General features: G+C 62.6%; 12 protein-coding genes and 1 riboswitch. All 12 genes read left to right on the top strand.

Annotated elements, in window-relative coordinates; genetic code table 11:
- The first annotated feature begins 28 nt into the window (after nucleotides 1-28).
- Nucleotides 29-358, top strand: a complete 330-nt coding sequence (locus LGH70_RS18600) for a hypothetical protein (RefSeq protein WP_226188744.1) — start codon at nucleotides 29-31, stop codon at nucleotides 356-358.
- Between the two features lie 153 nt (nucleotides 359-511).
- Nucleotides 512-1,294: a protease inhibitor I42 family protein gene (locus tag LGH70_RS18595; protein WP_226188741.1), complete on the top strand. Its 783-nt coding sequence runs from the start codon at nucleotides 512-514 to the stop codon at nucleotides 1,292-1,294.
- Nucleotides 1,295-1,373: 79 nt separating this feature from the next.
- A complete protein-coding gene (gene pbpC / locus LGH70_RS18590) occupies nucleotides 1,374-3,683 on the top strand; it encodes a penicillin-binding protein 1C (RefSeq protein ID WP_226188738.1) in 2,310 nt (769 codons plus the stop codon).
- A 360-nt stretch (nucleotides 3,684-4,043) separates the two neighbouring features.
- A riboswitch (SAM riboswitch) is annotated at nucleotides 4,044-4,134 on the top strand.
- Between the two features lie 285 nt (nucleotides 4,135-4,419).
- The gene (locus tag LGH70_RS18585) at nucleotides 4,420-5,175 is read left to right on the top strand and encodes a phosphoadenylyl-sulfate reductase (protein ID WP_226188735.1); all 756 of its coding nucleotides are present in this window, start codon (nucleotides 4,420-4,422) and stop codon (nucleotides 5,173-5,175) included.
- Between the two features lie 135 nt (nucleotides 5,176-5,310).
- A complete protein-coding gene (gene cysD / locus LGH70_RS18580; RefSeq protein WP_226188733.1) occupies nucleotides 5,311-6,222 on the top strand; it encodes a sulfate adenylyltransferase subunit CysD in 912 nt (303 codons plus the stop codon).
- 113 nt (nucleotides 6,223-6,335) lie between these two features.
- Nucleotides 6,336-7,613: a sulfate adenylyltransferase subunit 1 gene (locus tag LGH70_RS18575; RefSeq protein ID WP_226188730.1), complete on the top strand. Its 1,278-nt coding sequence runs from the start codon at nucleotides 6,336-6,338 to the stop codon at nucleotides 7,611-7,613.
- 117 nt (nucleotides 7,614-7,730) lie between these two features.
- Nucleotides 7,731-8,522 carry a uroporphyrinogen-III C-methyltransferase gene (gene cobA, locus LGH70_RS18570; protein ID WP_226188728.1) on the top strand — a complete coding sequence of 264 codons (792 nt, stop codon included), beginning with the start codon at nucleotides 7,731-7,733 and terminating at the stop codon, nucleotides 8,520-8,522.
- Between the two features lie 154 nt (nucleotides 8,523-8,676).
- Complete coding sequence (locus LGH70_RS18565; RefSeq protein ID WP_226188726.1) at nucleotides 8,677-10,497, top strand: assimilatory sulfite reductase (NADPH) flavoprotein subunit; 1,821 nt, start codon at nucleotides 8,677-8,679, stop codon at nucleotides 10,495-10,497.
- A gap of 266 nt (nucleotides 10,498-10,763) precedes the next feature.
- Nucleotides 10,764-13,649: a TonB-dependent receptor gene (locus tag LGH70_RS18560; protein ID WP_226188724.1), complete on the top strand. Its 2,886-nt coding sequence runs from the start codon at nucleotides 10,764-10,766 to the stop codon at nucleotides 13,647-13,649.
- 161 nt (nucleotides 13,650-13,810) lie between these two features.
- On the top strand, nucleotides 13,811-14,593 hold the full coding sequence (locus LGH70_RS18555) for a DUF2490 domain-containing protein (protein ID WP_226188722.1): 783 nt from the start codon (nucleotides 13,811-13,813) through the stop codon (nucleotides 14,591-14,593).
- Nucleotides 14,593-16,308 (top strand): assimilatory sulfite reductase (NADPH) hemoprotein subunit, encoded by a 1,716-nt coding sequence (cysI, locus tag LGH70_RS18550; RefSeq protein WP_226188720.1) that lies wholly within the window; start codon nucleotides 14,593-14,595, stop codon nucleotides 16,306-16,308. Before LGH70_RS18555 ends, cysI begins: the two co-directional genes overlap by 1 nt.
- A 68-nt stretch (nucleotides 16,309-16,376) precedes the next feature.
- A partial coding sequence (locus LGH70_RS18545) for a precorrin-2 dehydrogenase/sirohydrochlorin ferrochelatase family protein (RefSeq protein ID WP_226188718.1) occupies nucleotides 16,377-17,038 on the top strand: 662 nt, incomplete at its 3' end.

Below are 17,038 nucleotides of genomic sequence, written 5' to 3'. Positions count from 1 at the left end.
TAAGCCTTACCGCATACTCTTCATTTCTATGGTCAACCTACGTGTAGTCTTAATCGCCTCTGTTGCCATGTTGCTGGGCCTGATCCTATGGATGGGCTACTTCTTCTACTTCCGCACCGACGGCCGCGGCAACGTGCTACGCGAGGCCGAAAGCCCCGAAGCGGCCGCCCGTGGCCAGCAGCTACTGGCCCGCGCCGACGCCCTGACAGACCAGCAGGACTACGATAAGGCCAAAGTCCTGCTAGATTCCCTACGCGACGCCGATGCCAATCCGGCCATGTTTATCAGCACCGACGACCTGGCCCAGCGTTTCGACACGCTCCGGATACGCCGCTCCCGCCAGCAGTCGGTGCCTTAGGCTACGGAACCTTGTGGGAAGCGCGGCCGTAGCTTTTTTGCCGTAGCGCCGTACACCTTAAGCGACACTTTCTCCCAGCCGGCCGCTCCCGTGGCCGGCTGTGGCGTTTGTGACAATGCCGTTATCGTTCAGCTACTTTACTTCCGGTATATCATGCGTATCCGCCGCTATGTTGGGGCCCGGCTCCACCACATCTTACTCCGCCTGGTGCTCTTGCTAATTGGCGTTCTGGCCTGGACGTCCTTGCGGGCCCAGGGCATTACGACCCTCACTGCGGCCGACAACGGCAAGCAAATCCAGCTCAGCGTGGGCGACCGGCTGATTGTGCGCCTGCCCACGGCCAGCTCCCGCTACGGCTGGCGCTTGGCCCAGAGCTACCCGGGCATGCTCACGGTGGTAAGCAGCGTCACGCTGCCGGGCATCAGCAGCGGCGTGGCGGGGGCGCCAGCCACCCACGAAATCCACTTGCAGGCCATCGGAGCCGGTGGGTTTGACCTGGCTTTTGTGTCGGCCGTGCCGGGCTCGGGCTACGCGCCGCTGGGCAACTTTTTCCACACCTACGTCACAATAAACCAGCCGGGCGTGGCCAAAAACGTAAACATCACCGAGTATGGCAACCACAGCCAGGTAACAGTAAACAAGGGCGACCTGCTGCTGATTAAGCTGGGCACTACCGTCGGCTCCGACCACGCCTGGGAGGTGATGCCCATCGAAGGCAACGTGCTGCAATTGGCCAGCCAGCAACCGGCTACCGACCCGGAGAAAAGCAGGAAAAAATCCAAGCCCGGCAGCGCCCAGGAAGTGCCGTTCCAGTTTCAGGCCCTGAACCCGGGCAAAGCCACGGTGCGGTTTCTCTACCGCAGCACGACCAACAACGACGCGCCGCCCTCCCGCGACTTTGAGCTGGACGTGACGGTGCCCGAGCCGCCCAGATAAGGCGATAATACCGCCCGCCACCGCGTATCTTGCCGGCTCTTCCGGGCGCCTTTTGTCCCGGCTAGCGGCTGACCGGTGCATGAAACGCCCCCTTAAGATTCTGCTTACGCTGCTGCTGCTCGGCTTCCTCGGCTGGGGGCTCGATTGGCTGTTTCCCGTGCCGCCCCCGCCCCAGTATTCGCCCCTGGTGCTGGCCGCCGACGGCTCAGTGCTGCACGCCTTTTTGAACCCGACCCAGAAGTGGCGCATGAAAACCGAGCTGCGCGAAATCACGCCGGCTTTGCGCAGCACCATTATCGAGAAGGAAGACCGGTATTTCTACTATCATTTCGGCGTGAACCCCCTGGCGTTGGTGCAGGCCGCGGGGCGGAATATGTTCGGGCAAGGCCGCACCACCGGGGCCAGCACCATTTCCATGCAGGTGGCCCGCCTGCTGGAGCCCAAGGAGCGCACCGTGGGCAACAAGCTGCTGGAGATGCTGCGCGCCGTGCAGCTGGAGGCCCACTACAGCAAGGCCGAAATTCTGCAGCTCTACCTGAACCTAGTGCCCTACGGCGGCAACATCGAGGGCGTGAAGTCGGCGGCTTTGCTTTACTTCCAGCAGCCCCCCGATTACCTTTCCCTGGCCCAGACCGTGACGCTGGCCATCATTCCCAACCGGCCCCGGGGCCTGGTGCTGGGCCGCCACAACGCGGCCATCCTACAAGAGCGCAACCGGTGGCTACGGCGCTTTGCTCAAGAAGGGTTGTTTCCACAGCAGGACATTGCCGACGCCCTGCTGGAGCCCCTGGACGTGCAGCGCCACGCTGCCCCGGCCCTGGCGCCCCACCTGGCGCGGCGGCTGGTGCGGCAGTTTCCGGGTCGGCCCATCATAGCCTCGTCCCTGCAGCGCGGCAAGCAGGCCAAGGCCGAAGACCTGACCCGCAACTACGTGCGTCGCCTCCGGGAGCTGGGTATTACCAACGCCGCCGTGCTGCTCATCAACAACCGCACCCGGGCCGTGGAAGCCTACGTGGGCTCCGCCGATTTTCTGGATGCGGCCGGCAAAGGCCAGAACGACGGGGTGCAGGCCGTCCGCTCGCCGGGCAGCACGCTCAAGCCCTTTCTCTACGCCCTAGCCCTGGACCGCGGCCTGGTGACGCCCAAACTGCTGCTCCCCGACGTGCCCACCAACTTCAGCGGCTACCAGCCCGAGAATTTTGACAAGCGCTGCAGCGGCGAAGTGCCTCTGGACCGCGCCCTGGCCTATTCGCTCAACATTCCGGCCGTGCGGGTGCTGTCCGAGATGGGCGTGCCCACCTTCACGGCCAAGTTGCGCGCCGCCGGCTTCCGGACCGTGGCCAAGAACGCCCCACACTTAGGCCTGAGTACAATTCTGGGCGGCTGCGGCGCCACGCTCGAAGAGCTGACCAACCTCTATGTGGCCCTGGCCAACGGCGGCCGGTACGCCCCACTGCACTGGGCAACTCAGCCCGGCCGAAAGCTCACTACGCCCCCCGGCACGCCGCTTTTCTCCGACGGCGCCGCCTTTCTTGTCACCGACATCCTGGCCCAGCTCACCCGCCCCGATTTGCCGGTGGGCTACGAAACCAGTATCCGGCTGCCCAAGATTGCCTGGAAAACCGGCACCAGTTACGGCCGCCGCGACGCCTGGAGCATCGGCTACAACAAAGAGTACACCATCGGGGTGTGGGTGGGCAACTTCAGCGGGCAGGGCAGCCCGGCCCTCACCGGTTCCGACGTAGCCACGCCCCTGCTGTTCGACCTGTTTAATACGCTGGCCTACAACTCGCCCAACAACTGGTTTCAGCCCCCGGCCTCCCTGGATTTCCGGCTGGTATGCGCCGAAACCGGCCGCCCGCCGGGCGAGAATTGCCCCAACCAGCTGATCGACTATTTCCTGCCCGGCGTGTCGTCGGGAGTGCGCTGCCAGCACCAGAAGGAAGTGCTGCTCTCGGCTGATGCACAGTATGCGTTTTGCCGGGCCTGCGCTCCGGCGGCCGGCTACCGGCGCGAGCTGTATCCCAATCTGCTGCCCGAAGTAGCCGCTTTTAAGGAAACCCAGGGCATCCCGTACCGCCGGCTGCCGCCCCATAACCCCGGCTGCCAGCTCGTGCGGGGTGGCCGTGAAAAGGCCCCCAGCATCACCTCGCCGCTGGCCAACACCGAATACGTACTCAACAAAGGCGAGCAGCAGCAACTCTTGCTCAGCTGCGCCACCGATAACGAAGTGCGGCAGGTGTCGTGGTACGTGAACGACCAGTTTCTGCGCACGGCCGCGGCCACCGAGCGGGTCTTTTTCCGTCCCGCACCCGGTACGCTCAAGATTTCCTGCGCCGACGACCACGGCCGCAACACCGATATTCGGATTGTGGTGAATGAAATGTAAAGGCAGCCGCCAGGTTATTTCTAGCGTGCCCCTACACCATAAATTGGGGCTGCGTTAAGCGCCTTTATCTACGTTTTGCAACTATGCTCTAGACAGCCGGCAGGTTAGAATATGCGTCTGGCTAATTTAAAACTCAGAAAACTATTCTAAAAAGATAGCCCTAAGGCATTCCCATTATTACTTATAGTTATAGCATCGACCTGCCTCATTTCACTCCTAAAAACACAAACAACCGTTTGTTTTACAGATTATTAGCACGCTTTAAGTCAAATTATTACTACTTGCCACTGGTATAACTTGGAATTATGAAATTCCTGCTATTACCTTTGCAACACCAATTCTTTCCCCATCAAAGGATTGTTTTTATACAGAGGCGTGGAGAGACAGGCTCGACGAAGCGCCGGCAACCACCGCAAACGCGGAACGGTGCCAAGTCCTGACCATATAAAAACAACAACGTCGTGAAAACCTTGTCCAACGCCCGCACTACTCCTCCCGCTTTCCTTGCCCTACAGCATGGATGTTGTGGTATGATGCTGCGCTGCCGGTGTTGCTAGCAAGCCACGCTCCCGCCTTTTTCCTGCCGTGTCCTAAGCTCCGTTAACTGAGCCTGTTGCGCACAACCCCGTTTTCGACTACCGCAGGCTAGTCGGCCTAGGCTCGCACAGGTTCTGTGGGCCGTGGGCCTTCCCATCTTCGGCTATTTCCCCAGGAAAAGCCACATTCTCTTAGCATTATGCAAGCAGCCTCTGTGTCGCTGGTCCCCGACCTGCGTCAGCAGCTCGCCGGGCTTTCCGCCGTCGAGTTGCTGGCCGCGGTAGCTACGCAATTCCCCGGTACCGCCGTTTTCTCGACTTCCTTCGGCCTCGAAGACCAGATCATCACCCATCTGATTTTCGAGCACAACTTACCGATTAAGGTCTTCACGCTTGACACGGCCCGCAACTTCCAGGAAACCTATTCCACCTGGAACAAGACCCTGCTGCGCTACGGCCAAGCCATTGCGCCTTACTTCCCGCAGCAAGCCAGCGTGGAGCAATTGCTGCTCGAAAAAGGCCCCAACAGCTTCTACGAGAACGTGGACAACCGCAAGGAGTGCTGCGGCATTCGCAAAGTGGAGCCGCTGCGCCGCGCGTTGGCGGGCCAGCAGGCTTGGTTTACCGGCATCCGGGCCGAGCAGTCGGCCAACCGCCACGACATGCACGCGGTGGAGTGGGACGCCGGCCACCAGCTCATCAAGTTTCACCCCTTGTTCGACTGGACCTTCGAGCAGTGCTGGGACTTTGTGCACGCCCACAGCATTCCTTTCAACCCACTGCACCAGCAGGGCTTCGTGAGCATCGGGTGCGCGCCCTGCACCCGGGCCATCAAGGCCGGTGAGGACTTCCGCGCCGGGCGCTGGTGGTGGGAAGATCAATCGGCCAAGGAGTGCGGCCTGCACAGCACTCACAATGGGCCAGATCCGGTGGTAGAGCCGGTTTTGGCTAATTAAAATCACCTGCCACCCTGAGCTTGCGAAAGACCTTATAGGCTACGAACGACAGGCGTTACCACAACTCGTTCTACTGTGATAAGGTCCTTCGCAAGCTCAGGATGACAGAAGTTGAAAAACCGACATCATAGCTCTATGAGTACTCCTCATTTCGATTACCTCGACCGACTGGAAGCCGAAGCCATTCACATTCTGCGGGAAGTAGCGGGCCAGTTTGAGCGCCCGGCCCTGCTGTTCTCGGGTGGCAAAGACTCCATTGTGCTCACGCGCCTGGCCGAAAAAGCCTTCCGTCCCGGCCGCTTCCCCTTCCCGCTCGTTCACGTTGATACCGGCCACAACTTCCCCGAAGTGCTCCAGTTCCGTGACTCGCTGGCCGCCGAGCTGGGCGAAAAGCTCATCGTGCGCAGCGTGGAAGACACCATCAAGCGGCAGCGCCTGCGCGAGCCGGGCGGCAAGTTCCCGAGCCGCAACCCGCTGCAGACCTATACCCTGCTCGAAACCATTGAGGAGTTCCAGTTCGACGCCTGCATCGGCGGAGCCCGGCGCGACGAGGAGAAGGCCCGGGCCAAGGAACGCATCTTCTCGGTGCGCGACGAGTTTGGCCAGTGGGACCCCAAGCGGCAGCGGCCCGAGCTTTGGAACGTGTACAACGGCCGCATCCAGCGGGGCGAAAACGTGCGCGTGTTCCCGATTTCGAACTGGACCGAGCTGGACGTGTGGCGCTACATCCAGCGCGAAAACATCGCCCTGCCCAGCATCTACTTCGGCCACCCGCGTACCTGCGTGGTACTGCCCAGCGGCCAGCTTTTGGGCCTCAACGAGCACCTGCGCCTCGATGAAACCGACGAAATCGTGGAGCGCCAGGTGCGCTTCCGCACCGTGGGCGACTCGACCTGCACCGCCGCCGTGGAAAGCGACGCGGCCACCATCGACGACATCATCGAAGACCTGCTGCTGGCCAAAGTGAGCGAGCGGGGCGCTACCCGCCTCGACGACAACATCTCCGAGGCCGGCATGGAAGACCGCAAGCGCAACGGCTATTTCTAAATGGTGATTTAGTGAGGCAGCGATTTAGCGAGTTGTCGTTCAGCCTGCGCGGACGACTAACAACTCCCAAATCGCCAATCAACTCACTAATTCACTACCTCACTAAATCACACATGGACCTTCTCCGATTTATCACCTGCGGTAGCGTCGACGATGGCAAAAGCACCCTCATCGGCCGGTTGCTCTACGATTCTGACTCCGTGTCTTTGGACGTGCTGGCAGCACTGGAAAACCGCCCCACCGTACACGGCACCGTGGATTTGGCCTTGCTGACCGACGGCCTGCGGGCCGAGCGCGAACAGGGCATTACCATCGACGTGGCCTATAAGTACTTCACCACGCCGCGCCGCAAGTTCATCATCACTGATGCGCCTGGCCACGTGCAATACACTCGCAACATGGTAACCGGCGCCTCCACCGCCGACCTGGCCATTGTGCTGGTCGACGCCCGGCAGGGTGTGGTGGAGCAGACCCGCCGCCACTCGCTGATTGCCTCCCTGGTGGGCATCCGGCACTTTGTGCTGGCCGTGAACAAGATGGATTTGGTGAATAACGACCAGGCGGTGTTCGACCAGATTGTGGCCGACTACGCCGCCGTAGCCGACCAGCTCAAGCTGCCCCACGTCACGGCCATTCCGCTCAGCGCCCTGCTCGGCGACAACATCGTGGCCCACTCCAAAAACCTGTCCTGGTACACCGGGCCGAGCCTGCTGGAGCATCTGGAAAGCGTGCCGGCCTTCGAGGAAGCTACTATTGCCGACGCCCGCTTTCAGGTGCAATACGTCATTCGGCCCCAGACCGACGACTACCCCGACTACCGCGGCTACGCCGGCCGCATCCAGAGCGGCACCTACCGCCGCGGCGACCGGGTCCATATTCTGCCCAGCGGCCAGGAATCGGTGATTGAGGCCATTGAGGTCAATCAGCAGGAAGTGGAAAGCGCCGCCGCGCCCCAGGCCGTGGTGCTGCGCCTCACCGACGACGTGGACATCAGCCGCGGCGACTCCATTGTGCCCGTCGGCAGCCAGATTCACGTGGCCAAGGAGCTGGAAGCTACCATTTGCTGGATGGACGAGCGGCCCCTGTGGCCCGGCCGCAAGCTGCTGGTACAGCACCACTCGGCGGTGGTGAAGGCCGTCGTGTCGGCTATTACTTATAAGGTGAACGTGCGCACCTACGGTCGCGCCGCCACCGAGTCGGCCCAGCTCAACGACATCGTGGGCATCCGCCTGAAAACGGCCGCCCCGCTGGTTGTGGATTCTTACCAGCAGAACCGCGCCACCGGAGCCTTTATCCTGGTCGACGAGCTCAGCGGCGACACGCTGGCCGCCGGCATGGTCGAGACTATGCAAAACAGCTTCGTACCCGAGCCGCTGGGCTTCACGATTTAGCCGGACGATGCAGAGACGCATACTTGTGTCTCCCATCAGAACGACCGGAACCGCGCCAGTGCAAACAACATCCGCAACGATTGAGACGCGAATAGGCATCTCTACAGCTCCCACGCCATGTCCAACTGCCAACCTTCCGCACCCCGCCTAACCGTGCTCGGGGCGGGCCCCGGCGACCCGGAACTCTTCACGCTGAAAGGCGTGCGGGTGCTGGGCGAGGCCGACGTGGTGCTCTACGACGCGCTGGCCAACAACGACCTGCTGAGTTACGTGCGGCCCGGTGCCCCGCAGCTTTTTGTGGGCAAGCGCCGCGGCATGCGCAGCTACGGGCAGGACGAAATCAACGCCCTCATCGTGGCCAGCGCCCGGCAGCACGGCCACGTGGTGCGCCTGAAAGGCGGTGACCCGTTCGTATTCGGCCGGGGGCGGGAGGAAATGCTCTACGCCGAGCAGCACGGTCTGCTGACCGACTACGTACCGGGCATCAGCAGCGCCGTGGCGGCAGCCGGCAGCGTGGGCATCCCCGTGACGCACCGCGGCAGCAGTGAGGGGTTTCAGGTCGTTACGGCCACCACGGCCACTGGCGAATTGTCGGCGGCGGTGACCGAGGCGGCCCGCTCCCGCACTACGACGGTGATTCTGATGGGCCTAAGCCAACTGACGCGCATCGTGGAAATCTTCGGCCAGCACGGGCAAAGCCAGACGCCGGCCGCTATTATCCAGAACGGGACGTTGCCCACGGCGCAACTCGTGACGGGCCCGGTGAGCCAGTTGCCGGCCCGGGCCGCCGCGGCGGGCATTGGCGCCCCGGCCATCATCATCATCGGCGAAGTGGCGCGTTTGGCCAAGGCCGATGCCGCCGTACCAACTGTGTTTTCCGAGCTGCTTTCCTACGCCAAGGTCGCTTAATCGTCATGCTGAGCGGAGCAATGCGGAGTTGAAGCATCTCTGCCGCCATGGTAAAATCTGATGCCTGCGCAACGAAGCGGTAGAGATGCTTCGGCTGCGCTCAGCATGACACCCTGAGTTCATTCCAGCACCCGACTTTCCTTTTCCATCCGCCATGAGCTTTCTTTCCCACGACCAGACGCTGCCCCTCGGCCTCGACGATAACACGTTGCAGCGCCTGACCACGGGCCTCAATGACCAGCAGCTGATCTGGCTGAGCGGTTACTTCTACGGCCGCACGGCGGCGGGCCGCGGCGAGGTGCAGAGTGCCCTGCAGGCCCAGGCTGCGCAACCAGCAGCGGCGGCCAGGCTCACGATTCTCTACGGCTCCCAGACCGGCAACAGCAAGAAAGTGGCCCAGCAAACGGCCGAGAAAGCCAAGCAGCGCGGTGTACAGGTGACGGTGCAGGACGTGAACGACTACGCCACTCGCTCGCTCAAAACTGAGCAGCAGCTCCTGCTGGTGGTGAGCACGCAGGGTGAAGGGGAGCCGCCGGTAGCAGCCGAGGAGCTGCACCAGTTTCTGCTCAGCAACCGCGCCCCCAAGCTGCCCGACCTGCGCTACTCGGTGCTGGCCCTGGGCGACAAAAGCTACCTGCAGTTCTGCCAGACCGGCCGCGAGTTTGATGAGCGCCTGGCCGAGCTGGGCGCCCAGCGGCTGCTGGAACGCGTGGAGTGCGACGTGGACTACCAGGAAGCGGCGCAGACCTGGGCCGACCGGGTTCTGGAAGTTATTGCCGCCGAAGCCAACGCCGGTAACGCGGGCAGCAGCCACGGCCCCCTCACGGCTACCGAAACGCTCGTGGCTTCGGCCCAGGAAGCCTATTCGCACCACAACCCGTTTGAGGCCACAGTGCTGGAAAAGATTCAGCTCAACGGCCGCGGCTCTAGCAAGGAAACCTACCACATCGAGCTGTCCTTGGCCGACTCTGGCCTGCACTACGAACCCGGCGACGCGCTGTCAGTGGTGCCGCGCAACGGCGAGGCGCTGGTAGCCGAAGTGCTGCAAGCGGCCCACCTCGACGGGGCCGCGCCGATTCAGCTGTCGGGGGTAGAATTCGAGCTGGGCACGGCTTTGACCCAGAAGCTGGAGCTGTCGGTGCTGACCCGCGACGTGCTGGAACGCTACGCCGCCGCCGCCCCGCAGCACAAGCCACTGGCCGACATCGTGACCGATATTCCCCAGCTGCAGCAGTATGTGTACGGCCGCGACGTGGCCGATTTGCTGCGCGAATTCCCGGCTGAGTTGTCGGCCGAGCAGCTGGCGGCGGTGCTGCGGCCTCTGCCGGCCCGGGCCTATTCCATTGCCAGCAGCCTGCTGGTGCACCCCGAGGAAGTGCACCTTACGGTGGGGGCCGTGCGCTACGCCACCCACGGCCGCACCAAGCACGGCGTGTGCTCCTCCCACCTGGCCGACCGCCTCGCCATCGACCACACGGCCCGGGTGTTTGTGGAGCGCAACGAGTATTTCAAGTTGCCCCAGGACGCGGCTACCGACATTATTATGGTGGGCGCGGGCACCGGCGTGGCCCCATTCCGGGCCTTTGTGGAGGAGCGGGTGGAACTGGGCGCTGAGGGCCGCAACTGGCTATTTTTTGGCAACCCCAACTTCACCACCGACTTCCTCTACCAGACCGAGTGGCTGCAGCACCTCAAGCGCGGCACGCTGCGCCATTTGGACGTGGCGTTTTCCCGCGACCAGGCCCAGAAAATCTACGTGCAGCACCGGCTGCTGGAAAAGTCGCGCGACGTGTACGGCTGGCTTGAAAACGGCGCCCACTTCTACGTCTGCGGCGACAAGGCCCGCCTGGGCTCGGCCATTCAGGAAGCCCTGAAGCAGGTGGTGCAGCAGGAAGCCGGCTGCTCGGCCGAGGATGCCGCCGACTACCTGCGCGCCCTCAAAAAGCAGCGCCGCTACCTGGAAGACGTGTACTAGCCCCCGCGCAGCGGGAGAGACGCGAATACGCGTTGCTACGCGCAAAAACACCGGAGAAAACAGCTTTTCTGTTCCTCGAAAATCCACTTCCTCTCCTGCTCCCGCACGTCCTTCCACTCTTCTCCACTAACCGCCTTTCCGCTGTCATGACTGCCCTGGGTTGCCTGAATCGATGTTGTAGCCGCGCCTGAAAACCGGGCCGGGCCACCGTGGGCGGCCGGCCGCGGTCTACCTGCTGCTTCCTTTCCAACCCTGCTTTCCAGATCATGAAAAAACTTGTTACTGCTTCTTTACTGGCCCCCATTCTGGCGGTGGCCAGCGTGGCCCCGGCCCGGGCCCAGGACGCCATTATTGCCATCAGCGGCGTGGTGCGCGAAAACGGCACCAATCAGCCCCTGCCCGGCGTGAGCATCAGCGTCAAAAACGGCGCGGTGGGCGTGCTCAGCGACGCCAACGGCAACTTCGCCTTGAAGGCCAAGCTCAACTTCCCCTTCACGCTGGTGTTCAACATGCTAGGCTACGACGCCAAGGAGGTTGAAATCGTGAATGCAACGAACCTCGTGTCGGTGGCGCTGGAGTCGAAGGCCCTGCTGACAAACGAGGTGGTGGTGTCGGCCTCGCGGGTGGAGGAAAGCCGGCTGAAGTCGCCGGTGGCTATTGAGAAGCTCGACATCCGGGCCATCAAGGAAACGCCCGCTCCGAGCTTTTACGACGCGCTGGAAAACGTGAAAGGCGTGCAGATGACGACTTCCAGCCTCACCTTCAAGGTGCCCAATACCCGGGGCTTCAACATCCCCAACAATTTCCGCTTCATGCAGCTCGTGGACGGCGTGGATATGCAGGCCGCCACGCTGGGTGTGCCGCTGGGCAACGCCATTGGGCCCACCGAGCTGGACATTGCCAGCGTGGAAATCACGCCCGGTGCGGCCTCCGCTTTGTACGGTATGAATGCCATCAACGGCATGGCCAACCTGACCACCAAGAGCCCCTTCGTGTACCAGGGACTGAGCGTGTACCAGAAGCTGGGCGTCAACCACGTTGACGGCAAGGATTACGACCCGAGCCTCTTGACCGAGTCGGCGGTGCGCTGGGCCCAGGTGTTTGGCCGGCGCCAGCAGTGGGCCTACAAAGTGAACGGCTCCTATTTGCAGGGTACCGACTGGCTTTCCGACACCCAGACCGACCAGAACCCCCAGAACCTGAACGCGGCCAACCCCCGCTTCCCCGAGCTGAGCGGCGCCAACAACCCCGCCGCCGACCTCTGGAACCGCTACGGCGACGACCGGAGCGGCAACGTGCCCGTAGCCATCAACTACAACGGCAAGACCGAAACCTTCAACGTGCGCCGCACGGGCTACTACGAGAAGGACCTGATTAACCCCACGGTGCGCAACCTCAAGTTCGACGGCAGCCTGCACTACAAGCTCACCGACAAGGCCGAGCTGTCGTACGGCTACCGCTACGGGCTGATGGACGGCATTTTCCAGCGCGGCAACAAGATTCAGCTCAAGAACGTGACGGTGCAAAGCCACAAGCTGGAGCTGCGCGGCGCTGACTTTGTGGCCCGGGGCTACGTGCTGGTCGAGAATACCGGCGACTCCTACAACCTCAACCCGCTGGCGACCAACCTCGACCTGAACAACGGCTCGAACAGCGTGTGGGGCGGCAAGTTCCGCACGGAGCTGCAAAAGCAGGTGGATGCCGGCGTAGACCTGGCTTCGGCCATGAAGCTGGCCCGCACCGTGGCCGACCGGGGCCGCGCCGAGCCCGGCACCGCCGCCTTCGAGCAGCTCAAAAACACGATTACCGGCATCAACAACTGGGATATTGGCGTGAACGTGCCCGGCGCCCCGGCCACCGGCGGGGCGGCCCTGTGGCAGCGCAGCCGCACCTACCACAGCGAGGCGCAGTGGAACCTGGGCAAGCGCATTGAGTGGGTAGACGTGCTGCTGGGTGCCGACGCGCGGGTGTACGAGGTCATTCCCGACGGCAACAACTTCGTGGACTTCAGCAAGCCGCTCTCCGACCGCACCACGCCCGGCGGCGAGAATCAGTACTACCGCAAAGTCGGCGCCTTCGGGCAGGCTACCAAGCTGCTGCTGAACGACCGGCTCAAGCTGAACGCCTCCCTGCGCGTGGACTACAACCCCGAGTTCAGCCCCAAGCTCAACCCGCGGGTAGCGGCCGTGTACACTCTGGTAGACAAGCACAACCTGCGCGCTTCCTACCAGAACGGCTGGCGCTTCCCGGCGTTGTTTGAGGCCCTGAGCTTCGTGAACAACGGCTCGGTGCGCCGCGTGGGCGGCCTGGGCCGGGTAAACGAGGGCCTGGGCTTCCTGGAGAATTCCTACACCCTGGCTTCGCTCGACAACTTCACGGCCGCCGTCAACCGCGACGTAGCGGCCGACCCCACCGGCACCACGGCCGAGAAGCAGGCCCGGGCCGCGCTGAAAAACCGCAATGTGCTGCAAGTAGCCAACCTGCCTACCATGCAGCCCGAGCAAATCAACGCCTACGAGGTGGGCTACAAGAGCGTGCTGCTCGATAACCGCCTGGCCCTCGACCTGGACGCCTACTACAATGAGTACACGGGTTTTTTGGGCCAGGTGGAAGTGGCCGTGCCTAAGTCGGGCCCGGTGGGCTCGGATGCCTCGGTGCAGGACATGCTGGTGCGGGCCCGCCAGGACCGGTACCGCGTGTATACCAACGCCCGCAACACCTACCGCAGCTACGGCTCGGTCCTGGGCATCACCTACAACTTCTTCCAGAAATACACCGTGTCGGGCAACGCGAACTACAACGCCCTGGCCAGCAACGAGCAGGCCGACGTGTTTGTAACCGGCTTCAACACGCCCAAGTGGGTGACCAACGTGAGCTTCGGCAACCGGGAAATCGTGCGCAACGTGGGCTTCAACGTGGTGTGGCGCCGCCAGAACGCCTTCCTCTGGGAAAGCCAGCTGGCCAACGGCCGGATTCCGGCCTACCAGACCGTGGACGCCCAGGTCAACGTGCGTGTGCCCAACCTGAAATCTACCATCAAAGTGGGTGGCACCAACCTGCTCAACAACCGCTACGTGCAGTACGCCGCCGGCCCCACCATCGGTGGCCTCTACTATGTGGCGTTGACCTTTGACAACACGGTAATCCGGTAAGAGACAGAACGGTGAGAGAACGTCATGCTGAGCGAAGCCGAAGCATCTCTACCGCGATGGTAATTTCTAACGCCTGCTCTCAACGATGCAGAAATGCGTCGACTTCGCTCAGCATGACAACGATTTAACCCCGGATTTCTAGCTCTAGCTGCCTTTTTCCCATGAAACGCCTTTTTCTCCTTCCACTTTTCCTGCTGCTCGCCGCCTCGCCGCTACTTGCCCAGAAAGAGTACGTGCAGGAGCGGCAAACCTGGCTGGGCGTGTTCAACCAGACGCGCTTTTCCCAGCGCTGGGGCTCCTGGACCGATCTGCACCTGCGCCTGCACGACCAGTTTGTGCGGGAAACTTTCCAGGGTCTGGCCCGCGTGGGCCTGACGTACTACCTGACCGACGACGTGCGCCTGACCGGCGGCTACGCCTACGTGCACCACTTCCCCGACGGAGCCCGCGCCATCTCGCAGGCCGAGCACCGGCCCTGGCAGCAGGTGCAGTGGTTCAGCAAGTTCCCGAAGGCCCGGCTGATGCAGTGGGTGCGGCTGGAGGAGCGGTTTCGGCGCACGATTCGCAGCAACGAGCAACTCGATGAATTCGACTTCAACTACCGCACCCGCTACAACGCGGCCCTGTTTGTGCCCCTGAGTAAGCGGGGCTTCGAGCCGGGCGGGGTGCAGTTTCTGCTCAACAACGAGGTAATGATGAATTTCGGCAAGGAAATCCGCCTCAACTACTTCGACCAGAACCGGCTGTTTGCGGGCCTCGTGTTTCAGCTCAATAAGCACGCTCAGCTGCACGGCGGCTACATGCACCTGTTTCAGCAGCTGCCGGCCGGCAATGTGTACCGCAACCAGCACACCATCCGGCTTTTCTACTTCCACAATTTCGATTTGCGGCCCGCCGTGGCTTCGGCGCCCACTCCTACTTCTCCCGTAATTCCCCAACCGTAATGGCTGAGACTATCAAGCTTTCCGAAGTCGAGCACGTAAAGGACGGCAGCAACTACCTGCGCGGCACCATCGACGACAGCCTGCAAAACCGGGTGACCGGGGCCCTGAACCCGGATGACACCCACCTGATCAAGTTTCACGGCTCCTATCAGCAAGCCGACCGGGACCTGGAAAGTGAGCGGAAGCGCCAGAAGCTCGAACCGCTCTACTCCTTCATGATTCGGGTGCGGGTGCCCGGCGGCGTGGCCTCGGCCGACCAGTGGCAGCGCCTGGACGCCCTGAGCGACGCCTACGCCAACGGCACGCTCAAGCTCACCACCCGCCAGACGTTTCAGCTTCACGGCGTGCTCAAGCGCGACTTGCAGCAGACCATTGCGGGTTTCAACCAGGTGCTCATGGACAGCATTGCGGGCTGCGGCGACGTGAACCGCAACGTGATGTGCAGCGCCAACCCCCAAGAATCGGAGCTGCACCGGCAGGTGTACGAGGCTTCCGTGGCCATCAGCAACCACCTCACGCCCCGCACCACGGCCTACTGGGACTTGTGGCTGAACGGTGAATCGACCTACTCCAGCGCCATTAACGAGGGCGAACAGGAGGATTTCGAGCCGATTTACGGTAAAACGTACCTGCCCCGCAAGTTCAAAATAGCCCTGGCCGTGCCGCCCACCAACGATGCCGACGTGTTTGCCAACGACATTGGCCTGATTGCCATTGAGCAGAACGGGCAGCTGCTGGGCTTCAACGTAGCCATCGGCGGCGGCCTGGGCATGACATTCGGGATGAGTGAAACCTATCCGCGCCTGGCCGACGTCATCGGCTTTGTGCCGGCTGCGCAGGTGGTAGACGTGTGCGAGAAGGTGCTCACCATTCAGCGCGACTGGGGCAACCGGGAAAACCGCAAGTTCAGCCGCCTCAAGTACACCATTGATAGAGTCGGCCTCGACGCCTTCGTGCAAGAGCTGCACCAGCGCCTGGGCTACGAGCTGACGCCGGCGCTGCCCTACTGGTTCGAAACCTCCGGGGATGCCTTCGGCTGGAGCGGCGGCCAGGATGGGCAGGCCCACGTCACGCTGTTTATTGAGGGCGGCCGGGTGTACGACAAGCCGGGCTACCTGCTCAAAACCGCTCTGCGCGAAGTTGCCGGCTTCCACACCGGCGAGTTTCGCCTGACCGGCAACCAGAACCTGACCATCGCCAACGTCGAGCCCCGGCACCGCAGCCGGCTGCAGGCTATTCTGGAAGAAAACGGCGTGTGGAGCCGCACCGAAAAACAGACCGCCTTGCGGCTTAACTCCTTGGCCTGCGTTGCGTTAAACACTTGCTCCCTGGCATTTGCGGAGGCGGAGCGCTACCTGCCGCAGCTGCTCGACCGGCTTGACCAAGTCATCCGGGCCAACGACCTGACCGACGACGGCATCCTGATTCGGATGACGGGCTGCCCTAACGGCTGCGCCCGGCCCTACCTGGGCGAAATCGGGCTGGTGGGCCGCGCTATTGGCCGCTATAACTTATACTTAGGTGCCAATCACGCTGGTGAGCGGCTCAACAAGCTCTACAAAGAGATGCTCGACGAAGACGGAATCCTGCGGGAACTCACGCCCCTACTCGAAGCCTACGCCGCTGAGCGTCAGCCCGCCGAGCGTTTCGGCGACTTCGTACTCCGCCGCGGCCTCGTGGCCGCTACCACCCACGGGCAGAACTTCCACGCCTAGCCCCGGGTTCTTTCTGCTCCGCTCCCCGTTCCTACCTGCCCTTTCTTTCGTCCGCCAATCACCTTTTCATGACCTCCTCGCCTCTTCCTTCCGAAGCTGCCCTGCCGCCGCTGGCTCTGCCCGGTGCCGCCGAGCCGGCGGGCAATAACCTGTTTCCCATCTTCCTGAAGCTGGAAAAGTTTCGGGTGCTGGTGGTGGGTGGCGGGGCCGTGGGTCTGGAAAAGCTGGCCGCCATTCTGGGCAACAGCCCCGCCACGGCCGTCACGGTGGTCAGTGAGACGTTTCTGCCCGGCATTGTGCTGCTGGCCGAGGCCCACCCGCAGGTGCAGCTGCGCTACCACCCCTACACGCATACCGACCTGGTGGGCCACGATATCGTGTTCGTCGCTACCGATAACCCCGTGCTGAACCGCGGCATCAAGGCCCACGCCGCCGAGCTGGGCCTGCTCTGCAACGTGGCCGACACGCCCGACGAGTGCGACTTTTACCTGGGCTCCATTGTGCAGAAGGGCGACCTGAAAATTGCCATTTCCACCAACGGCAAGTCGCCCACGGTGGCCAAGCGCCTGCGCACGGTGCTCGCCGACGCCCTGCCCAACGAGTTGCAGGAAGTCTTGCAGCACATGACCATCATCCGCGGCAAGCTGGCCGGCGACTTTGCCAATAAGGTGAAGTCGCTGAATGCCGTGACGGCCGAGCTGGCCGGCGGGCCGGCGTATGAGTCGCCGGC

The organism is Hymenobacter nitidus (assembly GCF_020447315.1).
In the GTDB taxonomy this organism is placed as follows: Bacteria; Bacteroidota; Bacteroidia; order Cytophagales; family Hymenobacteraceae; genus Hymenobacter; species Hymenobacter nitidus.
The sequence above is the reverse complement of the archived record's forward strand: the minus strand, read 5'-3'. Positions and strand labels throughout refer to the sequence as shown.

What these genes read in the sequence shown, in the direction of transcription:
- LGH70_RS18600 (WP_226188744.1), top strand. Translation starts at nt 29, where the DNA reads ATGGTCAACCTACGTGTAGTCTTAATCGCCTCTGTTGCCATGTTGCTG.
- LGH70_RS18595 (WP_226188741.1), top strand. Translation starts at nt 512, where the DNA reads ATGCGTATCCGCCGCTATGTTGGGGCCCGGCTCCACCACATCTTACTC.
- pbpC (WP_226188738.1), top strand. Translation starts at nt 1,374, where the DNA reads ATGAAACGCCCCCTTAAGATTCTGCTTACGCTGCTGCTGCTCGGCTTC.
- LGH70_RS18585 (WP_226188735.1), top strand. Translation starts at nt 4,420, where the DNA reads ATGCAAGCAGCCTCTGTGTCGCTGGTCCCCGACCTGCGTCAGCAGCTC.
- cysD (WP_226188733.1), top strand. Translation starts at nt 5,311, where the DNA reads ATGAGTACTCCTCATTTCGATTACCTCGACCGACTGGAAGCCGAAGCC.
- LGH70_RS18575 (WP_226188730.1), top strand. Translation starts at nt 6,336, where the DNA reads ATGGACCTTCTCCGATTTATCACCTGCGGTAGCGTCGACGATGGCAAA.
- cobA (WP_226188728.1), top strand. Translation starts at nt 7,731, where the DNA reads ATGTCCAACTGCCAACCTTCCGCACCCCGCCTAACCGTGCTCGGGGCG.
- LGH70_RS18565 (WP_226188726.1), top strand. Translation starts at nt 8,677, where the DNA reads ATGAGCTTTCTTTCCCACGACCAGACGCTGCCCCTCGGCCTCGACGAT.
- LGH70_RS18560 (WP_226188724.1), top strand. Translation starts at nt 10,764, where the DNA reads ATGAAAAAACTTGTTACTGCTTCTTTACTGGCCCCCATTCTGGCGGTG.
- LGH70_RS18555 (WP_226188722.1), top strand. Translation starts at nt 13,811, where the DNA reads ATGAAACGCCTTTTTCTCCTTCCACTTTTCCTGCTGCTCGCCGCCTCG.
- cysI (WP_226188720.1), top strand. Translation starts at nt 14,593, where the DNA reads ATGGCTGAGACTATCAAGCTTTCCGAAGTCGAGCACGTAAAGGACGGC.